Genomic DNA, 21,026 nt, shown 5'->3' on the forward strand with positions numbered 1-21,026 from the left:
CACGCTGGGGTGCCCGTTCAGCCGCCCTCGCCGGCCGGGGACGGGCTGTCACCGGCGTCCACCGCGTCGGCCCCCGTCCCGCGGCAGCGACGCGGTTGGTGGAGCCTCCTGACCGGACTGCTCCGGCGGTGAGGGCGGCGGCCACCGCCACGACTCCTCCCGCACGACCACTGGTTGTCGCGGCAGGCGGGGCATAACCTCACCCCGAGGGTGCAGGTATCTCTGGAGGGGACGATGACGGTTGCCACTGTCGGGATCCTGGGGTTCGCCCTGGGGTGTCTGGTCGCGGCGGCGGTGCTGCGGAACCAGGCCGTCGGCGCTGCCCGGCGGGCCGCCGAGTCGGCCGCCGCAGCCGCCCGTTCGGCCGCCGAGTCGGCCGCCGCGGCGCAGCAGCCCGCGCCGGTGAAGGGTCGCAGGACCCCGCCGGGCAAGGCGGTGAGCCCGACGACCAGGCCGACCTCCAAGCCCACCTCCAAACGTGCGTCCAAACCCGCGCCCGCGAAGGCCCCCAAGCCCGCGCCCGCGCCCGCCTCCGAACCCAGGCCCGCGCGGGCCGGGAGCAGCGAGCCGGCGGCGGAGTCACCGCCCCCCGAGGACTCCCCGGTCACGGACGACGGGCTGCCCCGGCTCGACCGCGTCCCCGTACCGCGGGACCGGCCGGGCCCGGTGCCCCGGCGCCGGGAGTGGGAACGGCACCACTACTCCGGGGTGTGGGACAAGCCGACCGAACGGGAGTTCCCCATCGAGCGGCCCGAACCCGAGGCCGTGACGATCGCCCTGGTCGAGGCCTCCGCCGAGCACGGGCACGTCACCATCACCCCGATGACGCGCACCCCGACCCGGGTGGAGACCCATGCGAACCTGCTGTTCCACTACTCCGCGACCGAGCGCGGCACCGCGCGCACGGTGGTGTCGCGGGACGTCACCCACCTCAAGGTCGAGAGCAGCGGCGACTGCGAGTGGTCCGTCCGGCTGTTCGGGCCCTCCGAGATCGACGAGTTGCTCCGCGAGCGCGACGGCTCCGGCGACGCCGTCCTCATGGTCCGCCCGGACGCCCCCGCCGAGCTCGTCGTCCACGTCAACTCCTCCTCCTGGCAGGTGAGGTTCGTCTGCGGCTGCTGGCGGGCGGACCGGTACGGCACCTGCAAGTGCCCACTTCCTCCGGGCTGGACCAGCAGGGGTTCGACGTTCGCGAGTGCGAGCGGCGAGGCCATGCGGACCGTCGCGGTGCCCCGTCCCGGCCTGCTGGTCCTGAGGACGTCGGAGCCGACCGACCCGTGGCGCCTGCACCTGCGCCCCCGCGGCCCGGAGCAGGAGGACGAGTGACACCGCACCCGTACCGCGGCGGCCCACGGCGTACCCGCGCGGAGCGCCCGGCGGGAGGCGGGGCCCGAGGTCGGAGTCGCCCGGAGCGCGGGTGCGGTCCGGATCGGGTGCCGGCCCGAGCGGCGTCATCCACCTGGCCTTCGCCCGGCCCCGACCCGGTGGCGGGTGGCGTTCGAGGCGGGTAGGTCGACGGCGGGGCGGTCGACGGCGGGGCAGGCGGTCCGGTGGTCCCGCGCCCGGGACACGCTCCGTGCGCGTCCTTTCACGCCCTGCCCGGCCGGAGCCTCGGTTCCTAGGGTGGGAGCGCATGGCCGTGACGGTCCGTCGCGGCCCGCGCCGACGAAGGGGAACCGCCCGTGCAACGCCGAACCGTCGCCGCCGCCCTCACCGCCGTGCTCGCCCTGGGCACGGCCGGTCTCATCGCGCCCCAGGGCGCAGCCGCCGCCGTCCCCGGAGGCTGCGCCTACACCTCGTCGAGCCACCGCCCGGTGCTCAGCCAGGGCTCGACCGGCGCCGCCGTCAAGCAGGCGCAGTGCCTGACCAACGTCTGGGGCGGCGTCCCGAAGCTGGCGGTGGACGGCGTCTTCGGCCCCGCGACCCGCACCAAGATCAAGTGGATCCAGGGCTGTCACGGCCTCGCCAAGGACGGGATCGTCGGCCCGGCCACCTGGAACGCCCTCTACAACCCCGTGCCCGACTGCTACGACCCCTACCCCGGCTGATCCCGCACACCGGGTCGCGGGCCCGGTGCACCGGGCCCGTCACGTGTGCCGGGTCGGTGCACCGGGCCCGTGTCGTTCACCGGGCCGCCGCGTCCATCGTGTCCGCCGTGTCCGCCGAAGGGCGGGCGGCCGTCAGACGTCGCCGCCCGGCTCGGCGAGGTGGGCGTCCATGGTGGCGTTCAGGTCCGCCACGAAGGACTCGAACCGGTCCAGGAGGTCCGGCGGGTACCGGTCCATGGCGGCGCCCATCCGGTGGGCGAGCGGGCCGAAGAACTCGTCGGCCCGGTCCTGGATGTGGTCGCCGCCGCGCAGGGTCACGACGCGCCGGTCGGTGTGTTCCCGGGTGCGGGTGATGTGGCCGGCCGCTTCGAGGCGGTTCAGCAGCGCGGTGGTGGCGCCCGTGGACAGCGAGATGCGCTCGCTCAGGCGGGCCGGCGAGAGCGGGACGCCCCGCTCCTCGGCCGCGGCGATCTCCAGGACCGCGGTCGCGTCGGTGGAGTGCAGGCCCAGCCAGGCGGCGAAGCGCCGGCTCAGCTCCGCGTAGTGGCCGCCGTAGATCCGCAGGCCCTCCATCAGTCGCTCGTGCTGCGCCGCCTTCTCCTCGCGTGCCGGTTCCGCCATCGGCCAGCCACCCTTCCTCTCCCGTCGCACGGTCCGCGTCGGCGGTCGCTTTGACAACCTACCGCCATCACTTTACCTTCATCATGGAATTACTTCACCATGGAGGTATCGCGATGCTCGACCCGTCCCCCACCACCCGCGAGGGAACCGGGCCCTACCGGTGGCGGTGGCTGATCCTCGTGGTCATGCTCGTCGCGGAGATCATGGATCTCCTGGACGCCTCGATCGTCAACGTCGCGGGGCCCGCCCTGGAGGAGTCCCTCGGTGCGACCCCCGTCGGCCTGCAGTGGGTGATCGGCGGCTACGCCCTGACCCTGGGAGCCGGGCTGGTCCTCGGCGGCCGGCTCGGCGACCGCTACGGACGCCGCCGGATGTTCCTGCTCGGCCTGGCCGCCTTCACCGCCACCTCGCTGCTCTGCGCACTCGCACCGAACATCGGCTCACTGATCGCCTTCCGCCTGCTCCAGGGCACCGCCGGAGCGCTGCTCCTCCCCCAGGGCCTGGGCCTGCTGCGGGAGAACTTCTCCGGCGCGGAGCTCACCAAGGTCTTCGGGATCTTCGGCCCCGTCCTCGGCCTGGGCGGCATCATCGGCCCCGTCCTGGGCGGCGGGCTCATCGAGAGCGACCTCTTCGGACTGGGCTGGCGGTCGGTCTTCCTCGTCAACCTGCCGATCGGCATCGCCGCCCTGGTCGTCGCGGCCCGGTTCATCCCGACGAAGCCCGGCGACCGGACCCTCCGGGTCGACCTGGTCGGCGCCGGGCTGATCGTCGCGTCCTGCGCCCTGCTGGTCCTGCCGCTCAACCAGGGGCAGGAGGACGGCTGGCCGCTCTGGACCTGGCTGTCGATGGCCGGGTCCGCCCTGGGCTTCGCGCTGTTCGCCCTCCACCAGCGCCGGACGGCCGCCGCCGGCCGCGAGCCGCTGGTGACCCCCGGCCTCCTGCGCAAGCCCGCCTTCACCGTCGGGCTCGGCGGCATCGCCCTGTTCTTCGCCGGGCTCGTCGGCACCCAGCTCGTCCTGACCCTCTACCTCCAGATCGGCCGGCACTTCACCGCCGGGGAGGCCGGTGTCGGCAACCTGCCGCTCGCCCTCGGCACCGCGATCGGCGGCGCGGTCAGCGGAGCGTTCCTCGCCGACAGGATCGGGCGCAAGGTGCTCCAGATCGGCCCGCTCGTCCAGCTCCTCGGCGCGGTCCTGCTCTGGTTCGAGCTCGACGGCCGGGGCACCGACTCCTTCTCCGTCCTGGACATCGCCCCGGGCGTGGTCGTGGCCGGCATCGGATCGGGCATGGTGATCGCCGCCCTGTTCAGCTTCCTCCTCGCCGCCGTCGACGACCACGAGATCGGCTCCGCCTCCGGTGTCCTCTCCGCGGTGCAGTCCGTGGGAGGCTCCGTCGGCGTCGCGGTCTTCGGCTCGGTCTTCTTCGACCGCGCCGGGGAGGGTGACTTCACCGGCGGCTTCCGGAACGCCCTCGTCGTCCAGATGTGCCTGCTGGCCGCGTTCCTCGCCATCACCTTCCTGCTGCCCGCGAAGGGCCGCCCCGAGGACGAGCAGCACGCCGCGCCCGCCTCCCCCGCTCCCGTCGCCGCCGACGTCTGACCGGAGGTCCGGCCCGCCCGGTCCCCCCTGGCCGGAGCGCCGTCGGCGACCACGGTCGCCGACGGCGCCCAGGACCGCGCCGGCGACCGTCCCGGCGAGAGCGCAGAGGAAGGCCAGGCGGGAGGCCCGGGACCAGGTGGCGATCGCCCCGTCGGCCCAGCGCAGGTAGGGCGTCAGCGCGACGACGCCCACCGCCGAGCCGAGGACCAGCATGGCGAGCAGGGTGCGCCGGGGCGGCTGCGGCCCGCGCCACAGCGCGGCCAGCATCGGGAGGAGGAGCAGCGTCAGCACGGCGGCCAACGCCACCCCGGGGACGGCCCACAGGAAACGTCCACCGCAGAGCCAGGCCGCGAGCCAGAGCCAGCACAGGCAGACGACCTGACGGATCGCCAGCCCGAGCGCCGGGTGGGCGCGACGGCCGCGCGCGGTACCGCTCAGCAGCCGGGCGGCGAGGGCCGCGAGGGCCGCCGCGCATCCGGCGGTCACCGCGACCGGGATGCCCAGGGCCCAGGAGCGCGGTCCTTCGACGTGGACGACGGGCGGGCGGACCGGGTACGCCAGGGACTCCCACCTGTTGTCCTGGTCGCCCCGGATCAGCGCCTGCCCGGGGTAGTTGGCGAGCACCGCCCAGCCACCGTGCACGGTGACGACCACGATCTGGGCGGGATAGTCGGCCCTGGCCGTCGGCCGCACCGGCGGCTGTGCGCCGGTCGGGTCGACGTCGACGGTCTGTTCCGGCATCGGCGGGTCCGCGGTGGGCGGATCCGGCACCGGCACCTCCGGCATCAGCGACTCCGACGACTCCGACGGGAGCGGCCCCCGCGGCGTCGCGGCCGCGGGCAGCCCGGGCAGGGCCTGAACCAGGACGGACGGCCGCGGAGGTGGGAGACTCCTCCGCACCGACGGGCCGGGGTCGTTGGCGAGCCCCCAGTGGCGACCCCCATCGGTGCTGACCTCGATCGGCGAGGTGGAGTCGAGCAGCCGGAAGCAGTGCAGGGGGTCGCCGGGCAGGCAGGAGCCGGTGTCCGGGCGCCGGGCCCGATCGCCGGGCCGGGCGGTGGGCTCCCCCTTCAGCAGGGTCCAGGTGGAGCCGCCGTCGCCGGTCGTCCAGAGGTCGCTCCCGACCTCCAGCACCGGCCGGCCCCGATCGTCCCAGAGGAACGGGGTCCGGTCCTGCGTCGGCGAGGTGGCCACCATCGCAGCCACGGCCAGCGGCACACCCACCACCGCCGACCACGGCCGGCGGCGCCGGGGCGCACGCGCCCGGGTCCACAGCCACCAGCTCAGCCCGAGCAGCGGCAGCGCGGCCAGGTCGGCCGGGTCCCCCTCGATCCGGCTCGGCAGCCCGCTCCACGACCAGATGCCGGAGGCGATCTCACCGCCCGGTGGGCCGGACTTGGCGAAGCCGAAGCTCACCGCCGTGACCAGCAGGCCGATCACCGCGGGCCGGTCGCCGCACAGGCGCAGCGGTGCGCGCACCGGCAGCAGGGCCGCGAGCGGGGTCAGCACCAGGGTCACGAGCAGGGCCGTGACCGGGGGCGCGGCGAGCATCCAGGCGAGGTCGCTGGCCTTGCCGGTGAGCAGGGTGTCCGGCCAGATCCGTTTGCCCACATGGTCGTTGACGACCAGCACCAGAACGGCGCCCAGTGTCCCCGGATGCCCCGCCCAGCGCGCGACGGCGCGCACGGCGTCCCGCTCCCCCGATGTCCCCATGCGCCCGAGTGTTCCGCGCCCGGGACACGACAACGCCACGCCGACATCGCGATTCGGACGCGGCCGAACCTTCCGGGGCCTGGATTCCGGAGCCGGGGCCGGGGGGTGGGACGCGGTGACGTCGGCAGGCCACGTGCGCACCGTTCGCGGCCGGTTTTGGCGGGTCGCCGGGGCGGTCGCCGGGGCTACCGTGGCGGGATGCGGGCGCGACCGGGAAGGACGGCCTGCGCCGCACAGCCGTTGGGAGGACGGATGTCTTCGCCTCGCGGGGCGGGCCGGCCAGGCCGTACCGCCCGTCTCCTGCTCAGCACCCTGGTCGCGGCCGCCACGGCCGTGATCGCCCTGCCCGCGACCTCGGCGCACGCCGCCGGCCGGGTCGTCTACCTCACCTTCGACGACGGACCGGGTCCGTACACACCGCAGGTCCTCTCCGTCCTGGCCCAGTACGGAGCGCGCGCGACCTTCTTCGAGATCGGCCAGAACGTCGCCCGCTACCCGGAGTTGACGCGGCGGGTGGCGTCGCAGGGGCACAGCGTCCAGAACCACAGCTGGTCGCACCCCGATCTCAGGTCGCTCTCCAAGTCCGCGTTCCGGGACCAGGTGACCGCCACCGACGCCCGGATCCGCGCGCAGACCGGCTCGACGCCGGGCTGCCTGCGCCCGCCCTACGGCGGGGTGAACGCGACCGTCCGGTCCAGGGCGGCCGGGCTGGGCAAGACGGTGAGCCTGTGGAGCGTCGACCCGCAGGACTGGGCACTGCCGGGCCGGGCGGCGATCGAGCGGCGGGTGCTCGCCGGGGTCGGCCCGGGATCGGTCGTGCTGCTGCACGACGGTGGCGGCAACCGCGCCCAGACCGTCGCGGCGCTGCCCGGCATCCTGCGCACCCTGAAGGCACGGGGTTACAGCTTCGGCCTCCTGAACTGCCGCTGACCCCCCGCCGGACGGCGGCCGGGCCGCCGGTGCGGCCGGGCAGGGCCGCCGCCCGTCCTGCCCGGCCGCACCGGGCCACCGCGCGTGGCGGTGGCCCGGTCCCGGTGACCGGCGGTCCGTTCCGGCGCACCGGCCGCCGGGTCCCGGCGGTGTCTGCGGCCCCGACGGCCTCAGCGGTGCCGGCGGCGTCAGCGCACCGGCTGCGGGGCGCGCTGCGCCCGGACGGCCCGGGTCTCCGACGCCGAGGCCGCGCCCAGGCCCGCCCCCCGGGTCTCCTCGGCCCACAGCACGCAGACCAGCAGGCCGACCGCGGTGACGCCGGCCGCGATCAGCATGGTCGGCCCGGTGCCGAGTCCGGTCAGCGACAGCGGCAGCAGGTAGGTGCCGACGGCCGCGCCGATCCGGCTCACGGAGGTCGCGACGCCGACGGCGGTCGCCCGGATCTCGGTCGGGAAGAGTTCGTTGGGGTAGGTCCAGTCGAGCACGTTGGGCCCGCCGCACAGGAAGGCGTACGCACACAGGGCGACGACCGCGACGACGGCCGGGGCGGCCGGCCACAGGCCCAGCAGGGCCAGCGGGACGATCATCAGGGCGAACGACCAGATGATCACCGGACGGCGGCCCCAGGTGTCGATCAGGCGCAGCGCCGGGTAGCAACCCAGCAGGAACACCAGGCTCACCAGGCCGGTGCCGAGCGTCTCCAGCACCGTCCCGCCCGGCATGCCGAACGCCGCGAGGATCTGCGGCCCGAAGGTGAGCATGGCGAAGAGCGGCGCGACCTGGCAGAGGAAGAACAGCCCGCAGAACAGGGCCCGGCGCCGGTACGGCGGGGTCATCAGCAGGCGCAGTCCGGTGGCACGGCCGGGCTCGGCCGGCTCGGGCATCAGCTCGCGCCCGTCCACCCGGACGCCGAGGTGCTTCTCGACGACACGGACCGCCTCGCCGACCCGCCCGTTGGCGGCGAGCCAGCGCGGGGACTCCGGCGAGCCCCGGCGGATCACCAGGAACACCACGCACAGCACGGCCGAGCTGGCCAGCATCCACCGCCAGCTGCCCGGCCCCCCGATCCGCAGGAACAGGTAGCCCGTCAGGTAGGCGAGCACCGAGCCGGCGTACCAGGCGACGATCTGCTGGCCGAGCAGCCGTCCGCGCTGCTTGGCGGGCAGCCACTCGGCCAGCAGCGAGGTCGCGATCGGGTAGTCGGCGGCCACCGCCATGCCGAGCACGAAGCGCAGCAGGGTGATCGCCCAGACGGCGTCGACCCAGAAGGACAGGACCGAGCAGGCGATCATCACGAGCAGGTCGGCGGTGTACATCACCTCCCGGCCGATCCGGTCGGTCAGCACGCCGAAGAGCGCGCCGCCGACGAACATGCCGATCAGGGCCGCGGCTCCGATCAGGCTGACGTCGGTGGCGGAGAGCCCGAGCTCGGGGCGCATGCCGATGAGGGCGACGCCGACGATGCTCAGGATGTACCCGTCGAGCAGGGGTCCGCCGGAGCAGGCGAGGGCGAGCCTGCGGTGGAAGGCGGTATACGGGGCGTTGTCGATGGTGCGTGACATGGAAGTCGGGTCCTCCGGAGCGGACGGCGGTGCTCCCGCACCCCGTACGCCGGCGTAGACGACGGATAGGCGGGCCGCCCCCCGGGGGGAACGGCCCGCTCGCCCGGAAACCGACCGGGCGACCGTCCACAGTTGCCCGCCTTTCCGACCCGGCCGCGGGGGCGAAGGTCAGCACGGGAGAGGACGGAGGTCCCGAATCGGACGGGCCCTCGGCCCCTGCCGGAACGGCGCCCGCCCAGTCGTGACGGGCCGTCCGGGGGTGTCCGCAGCCCTCCGGGCCGCGCCGTGTGACCCTCGACACCCCGTCGGCTCCCCCGGCCGGGCGGTCCGGCGGCCCCGAGAGCGGCGGTTTACTCCCGGCGGGACGGGTCAGACGGATCCCATGAGCGACCGACCCCGCCGTCCCGGCGTCTTCGACCACCACGGGAGCTGGCAGACCCGCGCGGCCTGCCGGCACGCCGACAGCCGACTCTTCTTCCACCCCAACGGCGAACGCGGTCAGGCCCACGAGGACCGCGACCGGGAGGCCAAACGCGTCTGCGCCCACTGCCCCGTCAGCCGGGCCTGCCTGGAGTACGCCCTGCTGGCCGAGGAGGTCTACGGCATCTGGGGCGGGCTGACCGAGGCCGAACGCGCCGAACTCGTCCGGCCCTCCCGCCGCAGGACCGCCCGCCGAACGGCCACCCACGACAGGGCCTCCTCGCGCGGTTCCCACGACGCGGCGTAGCGGACGCCGCTTCCGCGGGCAGGCACCGCGGCGCGCGCCGTCGGCGTCCCGTGCGACGCCGGGCACACCGGGCACCGCCGCCGCGTCGGGGGAGCCTCCCCGCGCACCCCCTCCCTCTTCACAAAATCATCACGCGACCGGGGGACATCACCCCGCCGGTCCCGGGTAGAGCCGTCCTCGTCATCGCGGAACCGATGAAAGGACCGACATGGCTGCGCCCAGTGATGCTCTCCTCGCCCCCGCCCCGGCGGCCGTCCCCGGCCGGGCCGGACGAAGGGGTGCCTCCCCCGTCACCGCCCTGCCCGCGCCGACGGCCGTCCGGCCGCTCCAGGACGAACGGCCGGCGCCGTACGTGCTGCCCGAGGTACCGGACCCGTCCGAGGTCGCCCCCGCCGACGCCCGCGAGCTGACCCGGGACCTGCTCCTGCGGCTCCGGGACCTGGAGGAGGGCACGCCCGAGTACTCGTACGTCCGGGGCACGCTGATCGAGCTCAACACCTCGCTCGTGCGGTACGCCATGCGCCGCTTCGCCTCCGGCCGCGAGCCGCAGGAGGATCTCCTCCAGGTCGGCACCATCGGTCTGATCAAGGCGATCGACCGTTTCGACCACAGCCACGGCGTGGAGTTCACCACCTTCGCGATGCCCACCATCCTCGGTGAGATCCGCCGGCACTTCCGCGACACCACCTGGGCGGTGCACGTCCCGCGCAGGCTCCAGGAGCTGCGGCTGGCGCTGGCCAAGGCCCAGGAACGGCTCGCCCAGGGCCTCGACCGCGCGCCGACGGTGGCGGAGCTCGCGGAGGACCTCGGCCTCACGCAGGAAGAGATCATCGAGGGGCTCACCGCAGCCAACGGTCACTCCGCCGGGTCGCTGGACTCCTCGGCCGACCCCGACGCCGCGGACTCCCCGCTGCGGCGACTCGGCGGCGTGGACGGCCGGCTGGAACTGGTCGAGAGCCTGGTCGCGCTGAAGCCGCTGATCGCCGAACTGCCCGAACGCGACCGGCTGATCCTCTCGATGCGCTTCACCGAGGAACTCACCCAGTCCCAGATCGGCGCCCGCCTCGGCGTCTCCCAGATGCACGTCTCCCGCCTGCTCAGCCGAATCCTGAAGCGGCTCCGGGACGGCCTGGACGAGTCCTGAGACGGCCCGAGTCCCCGCCCGTCGCCGAGGCCGGGACCGCGCATCCCCCTGCGCCCCTGGCTGTACGGCCTCTCATCGGCGTAAGGTCACCGAGAGCATCCGGAGAGAAGGGCACGTACCATGCCAGCCCAGGACGACCAGTATCCGGTGGCCGCCCCGGCGGCCACCGTGCCCACCGCACCGGGCGTAGAGGTTCGCCTCGCCGGCACGGAGTCGGCCGTCTGCGCACTGAGCGGCGACCTCGACATCGACAGCCTCGCCCCGGCCGAGCAGGCCCTCACCGAGCTGGTGGCCCAGCGCCCCCGGCGGATGGTCGTGGACCTGCGCGAGGTCGGCTTCTGCGACTCCTCGGGGCTCAACCTGCTGCTGAGGGCGCGGCTCGCCGCCGGCAACGCGGACGTCGAGTTCCGGCTCGCCGCGCCGTCCCCGCAGGTCGCCCGGCTCCTGGAGATCACCGGAGCCGAAGCGGTCTTCTCCATCCACGAGACCGTGCCCGCCGCGCTTGCCTCGTGAGGCGCGGCCGGGCACCCTCCGTGCCCGCCGGGCCCCAGTGGCCCGGCATCCACCCCCAGGCGCAGGAATGACTCCGATGCCCCGGGGCAACCGATCAGACGACCTCTCATCACCCGTGCGAGGAAGGGGTGAGCGACCCATGGCGACGAGCCGCGGCGCGCTCGACGGCAGCCGGTCCGGGAGCGGCCGCCCGGCGAGCGGGCAGCGCCGGCGGCTTCGGCTGGCCGGGCTTCCCAAACCGGTCGCCCGCTCCCGGGCGTTCACCGGCGAAGCACTGGCCGACTGGTCCTGGCTACGGCCCGAGGACGGCGTGGACCCCGACGTGGTCGACGACGTCGTCCTGCTCGTCGCCGAGCTGGTGGCCAACGCGATGATGCACGGCGGGGGCCCGCTGGAGCTGGTGCTCGACGCCACCGAGGCGCGTCTGCGGATCGAGGTCAGCGACGGGTCCTCGACCCTGCCGGAGCTCCGGCTGCCGCACCGGCCCGGCGTGCCCGGCGGGCACGGCCTGTTCATCGTCCAGCGGGCGGCCGACCGCTGGGGCGCCGCGCTGCACGAGAGCGGCAAGGCGGTCTGGGCCGAGATCGACAGCCACCGGCTGGTGCCCGTACAGGGCTGACCGGCCGCCGGGGCGCCACCCGGACCGGGCGTGCCGCGGTCCGCGTCCGGGGCCGGACGCGGACCACGGCACGGCTGGGGTCAGCTCCAGGGGTTGGCGGGCTGGTCGTTGATCGCGGTCCAGAAACGGGTGTTGTTCGGGATGTCACCGTAGGCCCAGAAGGTCCAGCCACCGGTCTGTGCGAGGTCCGGACCGTAGTGGCCGTCGTGGAACTCGGCCTCGCGCCACCCGGCACCGAACGTGGCCTGGCAGACACTGTCGGCCGCGCCGCGGCTGTTGAGGCGGCTGCCCTTCACCGGGCGGCTGAGCGCCACGGTGCCCTGGGCCCAGCCGTCGTAGAAGCCGATGCTGATGCCGGCCGGGGCCGGGCTGCCGTCCACGTTGAGGCAGAGCACGGGCAGCGAGACCGACGGCGCGGTGTCGCCGTAGTAGGCGTTGCTCGACGTGCCGCCGGGGCCCCCGACGTGGACGGTGTCGTCCGGCCCGTACCCGAGGACCTCCCAGGTCATCCCGTAGTGCGTGGCCGGCCCCGGGGCGGCGTTGGCCGGAACGGCGGTCAGCGGGACCACGACGGCCGCGGTGAGGGCCACCGCGGCAGCGGCGAGGCGCTTGGTGAAGGTCATGGCTGTGTCTCCAGAGATCGCAGGCAAGTAGTGGGAACGCCCCCGGCCTTTCATCGGCCCGGTGCGGGTTCGACCCTCTCAATCGACGGCACCGATCTGGCATGATCTGGTCATCAGACCGTCACCAAACGCGACGGCCTGACAGCGGTGTGCAGCGCCCTGGGGAGGGGAACGCATGGAGTTCGCGATTCTGGGACCGCTGGAGGTGCGGACCGGCACGGCCGGCAGGGTCCGGCTGGGGGGCGACCGGCAGGAGCGGCTGCTCGCGGCCCTGCTGCTGAACGCCGACGGCTCCGTCCCGGTGGCGCGGCTGGTCGACGCCGTCTGGGACGACCGGCCGCCGGCCACCGCCGACCGCCAGGTCCGCAACCTCGCCGGGATGCTCCGCCGGCTCTTCGACCGGGCCGACCCCGGTGGCCCGGCCGTGCTGCTCACCGACGGCCACGGGTACCGGATCTCACTGGACGGCCACCGGCTGGACGCCCGGACCTTCGCCGACCGGATCGCCCGGGCTCGCGCCACCGCCGCAGACGGCGAACCGGCCGCCGCGGCGACGGGCCTGCGGGAGGCGCTCGCCCTGTGGCGCGGCCCCGTCCTGGACGGGCTCCCCGGACAACTGCTGGCGGCGGGCTCCGTCGCGCTGGACGAGCTGCGGCTGACCGCCTGGGAGGACTGTCTCGACCTGGAGGCCGCCCTGGGCCGGCACCGGGCCACAGTGCCGGAACTCACCGCGCTGGTGGCCGACCACCCGCTCCGGGAACGGTTCGTCGGGCAGTTGATGCGGGCCCTGCACCGCTCCGGCCGCACTGCCGACGCCCTCGCGGTCCACCGGCGGTTCGCCGGACGGCTCGCGGAGGAGCTGGGACTCGATCCGAGCAGCGAACTCCAGCTGCTTCATCTGGAGTTGCTCACCACCGGACCGGGCCGTCCGGACGGGCCGCGCCCGGACGGCGGCGGGGCCCGAGGGATCCGCGGCGAGCGGACGGACGACGGGGCGGGCGCCAGAACGACGGGCGCCAGAACGACCGGTGGCAGAACGACCGGTGGCAGCGGGACGGGTGGCAGCCGGACGAGCGGGCACCGGCCCGCCGAGCGCGGGACGGGCGGGCGCGAGCGCCACCCGGAAGCGACCGGGCAGGAGGCACCCGGCCGGTCAACGGCCCGGCAGGAGCGGACGGAGCCGGAGCGTGCGGGGCGGGGCGGGGCGGGACGCGGCAGCGCCACGGCGGTGGGCACCGGCCGGGACGGCCCCGGACACGCCGGGCCGGAGAGACCGGCCGGGTCCGTGCCGCGGCCGGCCCAACTGCCACCGCCGTCGGCCACGTTCACGGGCCGTGAGGCGGAGCTGGCGACGCTGGACGGGATCGCGGGGCTCGACCGCCCCCCGGCCCCGGACGAGCCCGCCGGGCAGGCGGGCACCGCACGCCGGGCGAACGCCGGGCCGGGCCCGGCCCGCAGGGCGAGGGCGGCCCCGATCTGTGCGGTCTCCGGCAGCGCCGGCGTCGGCAAGAGCACCCTCGTCGTCCACTGGGCCCACCGGATGCGCGACCAGTTCCCCGACGGCCAGCTCTACGCCGACCTGCACGGCTTCTCCCCGGGCCCGCCGCTCTCACCCCACGCCGTCCTGGCCCGCTTCCTGCGCGCCCTCGGCACCTCCGGCGAGCACGTCCCCACCGCCCCCGAGGAGGCCGCCGCCCTCTACCGCACCCTCCTCGCCGACCAGCGGATCCTCGTCGTCCTCGACAACGCCCACAGCGCCGAACAGGTCCGCCCCCTGCTCCCCGGCGCCCCCCAGTGCCTGACCCTGGTCACCAGCCGCACCCGCCTCGCCGGCCTCACCGCCCGCGACGGCGCCCGGCCCCTCGCCCTCGGCCTGATGCCCGCCCCCGACGCCCTCGCCCTCCTGCACCGCGTCATCGGCGACGACCGCACCCGCACCGAACCCGCGGCCGCGACCGAACTCGCCACCGCCTGCGGCCACCTCCCCCTCGCCCTCGCGATCACCGCCGCCCGCCTCGCCGAACGCCCCCACCGCACCCTCACCGACCACGTCACGGAACTGCGCGACACCGAGAACCGCCTCACCGCGCTCCAGATCGACGGCGACACCACCTCCGCCGTCCGCACCGCGCTCGGCCTCTCGTACCACGCCCTGCCCACCCCCGCCCGCACCCTCTTCCGGCACCTCGCCCTCGCCCCCACCCCCACCTTCAGCACCGCCGCGGCCGCCGCGCTGCACGGACACCCCATCCACGCCGTCCGCCCGCTCCTCGACCAGCTCGCCACCGCCCACCTCCTCACCCACGAGAACCCCGACCACTACCGCATGCACGACCTGCTCCGCCTCTACGCCACCGAACGCGCCACCGCCGAAACCGGCCCCGCCGCCCGCACCGCCGCCCGCGAACGCCTCTGTACCTGGTACCTCCACCACGCCGACGCCGCCGCCCGCCTCCTCACCCCGCACCGCCGCCGGCTCCCCCTCACCACCCCCGGCGCCTGGTACGAGTCCCCGGCCTTCACCACCGCCACCCAGGCCCGGCAGTGGTGCGAGAGCGAACACACCCACCTGCTCGACACCGTCCGCACCGCCGCCCGGCACGGCCTCGACGACGTGGCCTGGCGGCTACCGGCCGCCCTGTGGGGCTACTACTTCCTCAGCCCCCACCTCGACGACTGGGAGGAAGCGGCCCGCCTCGCCGTCGCCGCCGCCCACCGCGCCGGTGACCCCCACGGCGAGGGCCGCACCAGGAACGACCTCGCCACCGCCCTCACCGCGCTCGGCCGCCACGACGACTCCCTCACCGAGCTCCGCCGGGCCCGCGCCCTCCTCGCCTCCGTCGGCGACCGGGTCGGTGAAGCCCTCGTCATCGGCAACCTCGGCGACCACAGCCTCCACACCGGCGCCTACGGGCAGGCCCGCGTGTACCTCCAGGGAGCGCTCGCCCTGCTGCGGGCGCAGCCGGCGGACCGCCGGGACGACTGGGCGATCGGGGCCTGCGAGACCAACGTCGGCGTGAGCGCGATGCGGGCCGGCCGCACCGGGGAGGCGGACGAGTACCTGCACCGGGCGCTCGACCGCCACCGCTCGACCGGGAACCCCGTCCTGGAGAGCATCACCCTGTTCCACCTGGGCGACCACCACCGCCGTCTGGACCGGCCCGAACAGGCCGCCGAGCGTCTCCACCAGGCGCTGGCCGTGATCGACGGCAGCACCGGAAACCCGCGGCTGCGCGCCGAGGTGCTGGCGGCACTGGCCGATCTGGGGGAACGGGCGGGCCGCGGCGAGCGGGCCGACCACGGCACGTCGGCCGGCCTGCGGCGCACGGGCTGACCGTCCGGGCCGCGCCGTCCGCCGCACCGAGCACGCGGCCCGGCCGGCCCGGGGCCGGTTGTCGCCCGGGCGGGTGGTCGGGACACCGGCACGGCAGGGCGGGGGCGGTGCGGGGGGCCGGGCGTGCTCGGATGGCGGAGAGTCCGGCCGGGGCCGGCACGGTGGGCCGTCGCCCCCAGGGGCTGCGGGCGTGCCGGCGGTCGAGGGGCTCCGGCGGGCCCGGGCGACCGGCCGAGGGCGAGGAGGGGACGATGCGGCGCACCGCGATGGCGGCCGTGGTGTCGGCGGCGGTGCTGGCGATCGCGGCGGTCGGACCGGCCGGGCCGCCGGTCGACGACGGGGCGGGTGCGGCGGCCGGGCAGCGGGCGCCGTCGTGGTCCGGGGACTTCGGCGGGCGCGGCGGGTTCGACGACTTCGACGACCTGGGCGGCCTCGGCGACTTCGCCGGAACCGCCGGAACCGCGGGGGCCGACGCCCTCGGCGGCTTCGGCCGGCCCGGTGGACCGGCCGGGACCGGTGGCGGACGCCTGCGGGTGCTCGCCGGGGTCCTGCGGCAGGACCGGCCCGGCAGCGGCTGGTACCTGGTCGGCGGGGCGCACCTGGCGCTCGGCCTCCAGGTCGTCTCCGCCGACCACGAGCAGATCGTGCTGCGCTTCCCACCCGCCCGCCGGGTGGTGTCCGTGCTCTGCGGGCCCGACGAGACGTACGCGCCGCAGGGATTCACCTGCGGCGCGTCCGTCTCGCTCGACCGGGTCACCGTCCGCCTCGGCCGCAACGGGCGGCCCGCCGACCCGGCCGTCACCAGTGCCGGCGAGTACGCCAACTTCTGGTTGCTCGGACTCGTCGAGCGGCGCTGACGGCCGGGGCGGTACCCAGGAGCCGGGGCGGTCCCGGCGGCCGGGTCAGCGCTCGGCCGGTGCCGTCCAGGACGGCTCCGCGGCCGGTGCCCAGGCCCGGTCGTCGCCCGGTCCCTGCTCCGTCGACTCCCACGAGCGCTCCGCGTCGGGGCGCGGACGGCCCCGTCGGCCGCCGGGGCGCACCGGCCACCAGAGTCCGCGGCCGAGCAGGACCGCCAGCGCGGGCACCAGGACGACGGAGAGCAGGAACGCGGAGAGCAGGATGCCGAGCGCCGTCGCGAAGCCGACCTGCTGGGTGGACGGCTGCGGGGTGACCGCCAGGCCGGCGAACGACCCGGCCAGTACCAGGCCCGCCGTCGCGATGGCCGGCGTGGTGTGCCGGACGGCCCTGGCGACCGCGGCCCGGGCGGGCCCGGGGCGCTCCATCTCCTCCCGGATCCGGTCGCTGATCAGGATGTTGTAGTCGGTGCCCAGCGCGACGACGAAGAGGAACAGCACCAGCGGGAGGGTGAAGTTGACGCCCGGCTTGTCCAGCGCGTGCTGGAACACCAGCGCGGACGCACCGAGGGTGGCCGCGAAGCCGAGGCCGACGGAGAGCAGCAGGACGACCGGCGCGAGCAGGCTGCGCAGCAGGACGAGCAGGATCAGCCCGATCAGACCGGCGGCGACCGGGAAGACCAGCCGGAGGTCGTGGTCGACGGCGGTCGAGACGTCGGCGAAGACCGCCGGGGTGCCGCCGACGTGCGCCGCCAGCCCGTTCGGGGTGTTCGCCGCGACCGCCGCGCGGACCGGTCCGGAGACGAGGTCGCGCGCCGCGCCGGACTGCGGGTCGGCGGTCAGGAAGAGGTCGATCCGGACGGCCCGGCGGCTCTCGCTCAGTACCGGCGTGCCCGCCTGGCCGACGCCCTCGACCCGGGCGAGCGCCTTGGCCAGGCCGTCGACCGCGCCGGCGGTGAGCGGGCCGCCGTCCCGCGCCTCGACGAGGACGGTGGTCGGGTCGGACACCCCGGCGGGCAGGGCGCGGGAGATCTCGGCGGCGGTGGTCTGGGCGGCGGTCCGCGGGCCGCCGCCGAAGCCGTAGTCCATCCGGATCCCGATCAGACCGGCGGCCAGCGCACCCATCAGGGCGACCGAGCCGACGACCATGGTCAGCGGGCGGCGGGCCACGAGGTCCCCGAACCGGGCGGACGCGCCCGCGGCGGGTTCACGGCGCAGGGAGCGCGAAGGCCAGAACAGGGCCCGTCCGGTGGCCGCCAGCACGGCCGGCATCAGGGTGAGGCCGGCCAGCAGCATGACCAGGACCGAGACGGCGACGGCCGGGCCGAGCACCCGGAACTGCCCGAAGCTCGCGATCCCGAGGGTGGCGAAGGCAGCGACGATGGTCAGCGCGGCCGACGTGATCGCGGTGCCGACCCGGGCGCCGACCTCGGCCGCGACGGCGCGGTGGTGGCGGTCCGGGCGGGCTCGCAACTCCTCGCGGAAGCGGAACATCAGGAAGAGGAAGTAGTCGATCCCGATCCCGAGCAGCACCACCGCGATCAGGCTCGGCACGGAGGGGTCGAGCTTGATGTCGGCCAGCAGCGCGGTGCCGACGACCGCGCCGCTCGCCACCCCGCCGATCAGGGCCACCGAGACCAGCGGCACGAGGGCCGCCATGACGCTGCGGAACACCAGCACGTTGAGCAGCATGATCAGCACGACCGAGCCGATCGAGGCGATCTTGCCGAGCGTCTCGCTGTCGTCGGCGGAGTCGATCTGCTCGGCCAGGGCGCCGGTGAAGCCGGTCCGCAGGCCGGCGTCGGCGAACTGGGCCCGGGCGCCGTCCCGGAACGCCCGGTAGGTGCCGTGCAGTCCCGGGTCCGCCGAGTTCCCGGTGAGGCTGGCGGTGAGCAGCTCGAAGGTCCGGTCCGGCGCGACCATGGCCGGGGCGACCTGGGGGACCTGCGAGTAGTCCTTCCGCAGCAGGGCCGGGGCGTCGTCGGTCACGGGCATCGTGACCTTCGACCGGCCGAGCTTCTCGGCCACCCCGGCGACGCGCTGCCGGTCCGCGTCGGTGAGCGCCGCGCCGTCGGCCCGCGCGACCAGGACGGTGACCGGGTTGGCGTCGGCCTTGGCCCCGAAGTGTTCCTGGGCGATCGTCGTGGCGGCGGCCGAGTCGTAGCTCCTGGGCAGGAAGTCGGCCGTCTGGGTCTGGGTCACCCGGAAGATCAGGGCCTGGCTGAGAACGGTCAGGAGCATTCCCAGGACCGCCCAGACGGCGATGACCTTCCACGGATTCCTGGTGGAGAATCCGGTCAGGGCGCGGATCACGATGTCCTCCGGCTGTGGTGCGACTGCCGGGGTCTCCCGGCAGATCTCAAGCTCATCAGCCCGCATCCGCCGTTTCCTCCGAGCCCAGGACGAGAACGCCACCGGGACCGCGGTCTCCCGCGCCCTCCCCGACCGGGACCGTGGTCCCGGTCGGGGAGGGCGCGGGAGACCGGGACCGGCACCCTGACGACACCTCACCGGTACCCGTGGTCACGGGGCCCGGACCGGAGCGGGTACGGTCTGACCGGAATGCGGGAACGTGTCACGTCCCCGCCGCAGGGCGGGGCGGACCGGACGCGCCGGTCGAGGGAGAGGAACTGCTCGGATGACGGCACCACCGGAGCCGATCAAGGTGCTGATCGCGGACGACCAGCCACTGGTACGTCGCGGACTGGCCCTGATCCTGTCCCCCGACCCGGGGTTCGACGTGGTCGCCGAGGCGGAGAACGGCGAGCAGGCGGTCGCCCTCGCGCACCGGCACCGGCCGCACGTCGTGGTGATGGACATCCGGATGCCGGTCCTCGACGGCGTCGCGGCGACCGAGCGGCTGTCCCGCGAGCTGCCCGAGTGCCGGGTGCTCGCGCTGAGCACCTTCGACATGGACGAGTACGTGGTCGCCGCCCTGCGCGCGGGGGCCTGCGGGTTCCTGCCCAAGGACATCTCCCCGGAGGAACTGCTCTCGGCGGTCCGTACCGTCCACACGGGCGAGGCGGCGGTGGCCCCACGCCTGCTCACCCGTCTGATCTCCTCCTACGTCACCTCGGCCCGGCCGCCGCAGCCGGCGGCACCGGCCACCGGCCTGGGCGAGCTGACGCCGCGCGAGGTCGAGGTGTGGCGCCTGCTGGCCACCGGGCTCGACAACACGGAGATCGCGGGGGCGATGGAGATCAGCGTCTCCACGGTCAAGAACTACATCACCAGCATCTTCGGCAAGCTCAGCGTCCGCGACCGCGCCCAGGCGGTGATCGCGGCCTACGAGTCCGGCCTGGTCGAGGCCCGGCCGGCGGGCTGACCCGGGGGCGGGCCGGTGACCGGCCCGCCCCCACCCCGCCGGGGGTCAGCGGCAGAAGGCCGCGTCCACGGCGTCCGCCATGTGCCGCACCGTCGCCTCGTTGTCCGGGACGGCGGTCACGGTGATGTTGACGGCGCGCCCGTCCTCGGTGACGCCGCCCCGCGACCGGAACGCCTGGGTGGTGCCGCCGTGGCCCCAGTACACGCCGCCGCACGAGAGCGGCCTGCTCTGCAGGCCCAGCCCGTAGCGGATGCCGGCGCCCAGCTCCTCGGCCGGCACGGTGGTGCGCATCTCGGCGAGCTGCGCCGGCGGCAGCAGCCGCCCGTCGAGCAGGGCCGTGTAGAAGCGGTTGAGGTCGGTGTCGGTCGAGACGACCGCGCCCGCCGCCCAGGCCACCGACGAGTCCATGTCGGTGAACTCCCGCAGCGGCCCGCCCGGTTCGCTCCGGACGTAGCCCTTGGGGTGGCGCTCGTGGATGGCGAGGTCCCCTGGGGCGGGGAAGTAGGTGTGGCGCAGCCCGATCCGGTCGATCACCCGCCGGGTGATCTCCTCACCGACGGGCCGGCCGGTGACCTTCTGGACGATCAGGCCGGCCACCAGGTAGTTGGTGTTGTTGTACTCCCACTTCGTGCCCGCCGGGAAGCGGGCCTTGCGGGCCAGTGCCATGTCGATCAGTTCGCGGGGCTCGAAGTAGCGGTACCGCACCGCGGTGAGGTCGGCCAGCGCCGGGTCCTCCAGGTACTCGGGCAGGCCACTGGTGTGCTGGAGCAGCTGCCGGACGGTGACGGTCCGTCCGTCGAACCCGTCACCGCGCAGCAGGCCCGGCAGGTAGGTGTCGACCGGGGCGTCCAGGCGGACCTTCCCCTCGGCGACCAGCTGCAGCACGGCGACGGCGGTGAACGCCTTGGTGTTGCTGCCGATCCGGACCTGCCCGCCGACGGGCACGGCGGCGCCGGTCGCGAGGTCCCCGACGCCGGCGGTGTAGGTGCGGGTCCGGCCGTCGCGGCCCCGTACGGCGGCCAGGGCGGCCGGCAGGCCATCGTCGCGCACCAGCGCGTCGAGGCTCCGCCGGACGGAGTCGGGCCCGGCAGCGGCGGGTGCCGGGGCGGCCTCGGAGGCGAGGGCGGCGGGCGCACCGGCCGCCGTCAGGCCGGCGACCACGGCCGCGGCCAGTGCGGCGGCCACCGCGGCTCGGCGACGGCCCGTCCCGGTCCGGCGCGTTGCGTGTTCGGTCATGAAGCGACTCCCCTGCTGGACGGCGCCGGGAGCTCCCGGCGTCTTCCAGAGGACCATGCGGGAGCAGGGCGGTTCGTCCGCGTCCGGAAGGAGAGCCGAGGCAGGAGCGTGCTCCGGGAGGGGCCACCGCTTGGGACCGTGCTCCCGGGGACAGGCCGGGCCGGGCCGCCGTGCGCGGC

16 protein-coding genes are annotated in these 21,026 nt (G+C 75.3%); 11 read left to right on the forward strand and 5 right to left on the reverse strand.

Going from position 1 to position 21,026, the window contains the following annotated elements; genetic code table 11:
* Positions 1–234: 234 nt before the first annotated feature.
* A complete protein-coding gene (locus PUR61_RS23415) occupies positions 235–1,326 on the forward strand; it encodes a hypothetical protein (RefSeq protein ID WP_329881333.1) in 1,092 nt (363 codons plus the stop codon).
* A 356-nt stretch (positions 1,327–1,682) separates the two neighbouring features.
* Positions 1,683–2,048, forward strand: coding sequence for a peptidoglycan-binding domain-containing protein (locus tag PUR61_RS23420; protein WP_329881334.1), 366 nt, complete (start codon positions 1,683–1,685; stop codon positions 2,046–2,048).
* Positions 2,049–2,180: 132 nt separating this feature from the next.
* Here PUR61_RS23420 and PUR61_RS23425 read toward each other — a convergent pair whose 3' ends face one another.
* On the reverse strand, positions 2,181–2,669 hold the full coding sequence (locus PUR61_RS23425; protein WP_329881335.1) for a MarR family winged helix-turn-helix transcriptional regulator: 489 nt from the start codon (positions 2,667–2,669) through the stop codon (positions 2,181–2,183).
* A gap of 113 nt (positions 2,670–2,782) precedes the next feature.
* Here PUR61_RS23425 and PUR61_RS23430 point away from each other — a divergent pair, with 113 nt between their 5' ends.
* On the forward strand, positions 2,783–4,267 hold the full coding sequence (locus PUR61_RS23430) for an MFS transporter (RefSeq protein WP_329881336.1): 1,485 nt from the start codon (positions 2,783–2,785) through the stop codon (positions 4,265–4,267).
* A 1,965-nt stretch (positions 4,268–6,232) separates the two neighbouring features.
* On the forward strand, positions 6,233–6,910 hold the full coding sequence (locus PUR61_RS23435) for a polysaccharide deacetylase family protein (RefSeq protein ID WP_329881337.1): 678 nt from the start codon (positions 6,233–6,235) through the stop codon (positions 6,908–6,910).
* 188 nt (positions 6,911–7,098) lie between these two features.
* Here PUR61_RS23435 and PUR61_RS23440 read toward each other — a convergent pair whose 3' ends face one another.
* A complete protein-coding gene (locus PUR61_RS23440) occupies positions 7,099–8,472 on the reverse strand; it encodes an MFS transporter (protein WP_329881338.1) in 1,374 nt (457 codons plus the stop codon).
* 382 nt (positions 8,473–8,854) lie between these two features.
* Between PUR61_RS23440 and PUR61_RS23445 the strand changes: the two genes are divergently transcribed.
* From PUR61_RS23445 to PUR61_RS23460, 4 genes are all read left to right on the forward strand, one after another.
* The gene (locus tag PUR61_RS23445) at positions 8,855–9,199 is read left to right on the forward strand and encodes a WhiB family transcriptional regulator (RefSeq protein ID WP_329881339.1); all 345 of its coding nucleotides are present in this window, start codon (positions 8,855–8,857) and stop codon (positions 9,197–9,199) included.
* A gap of 208 nt (positions 9,200–9,407) precedes the next feature.
* Positions 9,408–10,343: a SigB/SigF/SigG family RNA polymerase sigma factor gene (locus PUR61_RS23450; RefSeq protein WP_329881340.1), complete on the forward strand. Its 936-nt coding sequence runs from the start codon at positions 9,408–9,410 to the stop codon at positions 10,341–10,343.
* A gap of 120 nt (positions 10,344–10,463) precedes the next feature.
* On the forward strand, positions 10,464–10,856 hold the full coding sequence (locus tag PUR61_RS23455) for an STAS domain-containing protein (RefSeq protein ID WP_329881341.1): 393 nt from the start codon (positions 10,464–10,466) through the stop codon (positions 10,854–10,856).
* Between the two features lie 139 nt (positions 10,857–10,995).
* Positions 10,996–11,475 carry an ATP-binding protein gene (locus PUR61_RS23460; RefSeq protein ID WP_329881342.1) on the forward strand — a complete coding sequence of 160 codons (480 nt, stop codon included), beginning with the start codon at positions 10,996–10,998 and terminating at the stop codon, positions 11,473–11,475.
* 80 nt (positions 11,476–11,555) lie between these two features.
* Here PUR61_RS23460 and PUR61_RS23465 read toward each other — a convergent pair whose 3' ends face one another.
* Positions 11,556–12,098, reverse strand: a complete 543-nt coding sequence (locus tag PUR61_RS23465; protein WP_329881343.1) for a hypothetical protein — start codon at positions 12,096–12,098, stop codon at positions 11,556–11,558.
* A 175-nt stretch (positions 12,099–12,273) separates the two neighbouring features.
* Between PUR61_RS23465 and PUR61_RS23470 the strand changes: the two genes are divergently transcribed.
* Complete coding sequence (locus PUR61_RS23470; protein ID WP_329881344.1) at positions 12,274–15,432, forward strand: AfsR/SARP family transcriptional regulator; 3,159 nt, start codon at positions 12,274–12,276, stop codon at positions 15,430–15,432.
* Between the two features lie 251 nt (positions 15,433–15,683).
* On the forward strand, positions 15,684–16,289 hold the full coding sequence (locus PUR61_RS23475) for a hypothetical protein (protein WP_329881345.1): 606 nt from the start codon (positions 15,684–15,686) through the stop codon (positions 16,287–16,289).
* Between the two features lie 45 nt (positions 16,290–16,334).
* Here PUR61_RS23475 and PUR61_RS23480 read toward each other — a convergent pair whose 3' ends face one another.
* Positions 16,335–18,665, reverse strand: a complete 2,331-nt coding sequence (locus PUR61_RS23480; RefSeq protein WP_329881346.1) for an MMPL family transporter — start codon at positions 18,663–18,665, stop codon at positions 16,335–16,337.
* A 259-nt stretch (positions 18,666–18,924) separates the two neighbouring features.
* Here PUR61_RS23480 and PUR61_RS23485 point away from each other — a divergent pair, with 259 nt between their 5' ends.
* Positions 18,925–19,611, forward strand: a complete 687-nt coding sequence (locus PUR61_RS23485) for a response regulator transcription factor (protein ID WP_329881347.1) — start codon at positions 18,925–18,927, stop codon at positions 19,609–19,611.
* A gap of 45 nt (positions 19,612–19,656) precedes the next feature.
* Here the strand turns inward: PUR61_RS23485 and PUR61_RS23490 are convergent, their stop codons facing one another.
* Entirely contained in the window at positions 19,657–20,847 is a 1,191-nt protein-coding gene (locus PUR61_RS23490; RefSeq protein ID WP_329881348.1) for a serine hydrolase domain-containing protein, read from the reverse strand.
* Between the last annotated feature and the right edge of the window lie 179 nt (positions 20,848–21,026).

The organism is Streptomyces sp. BE20 (assembly GCF_036322525.1).
Classification (GTDB): Bacteria; Actinomycetota; Actinomycetes; order Streptomycetales; family Streptomycetaceae; genus Kitasatospora.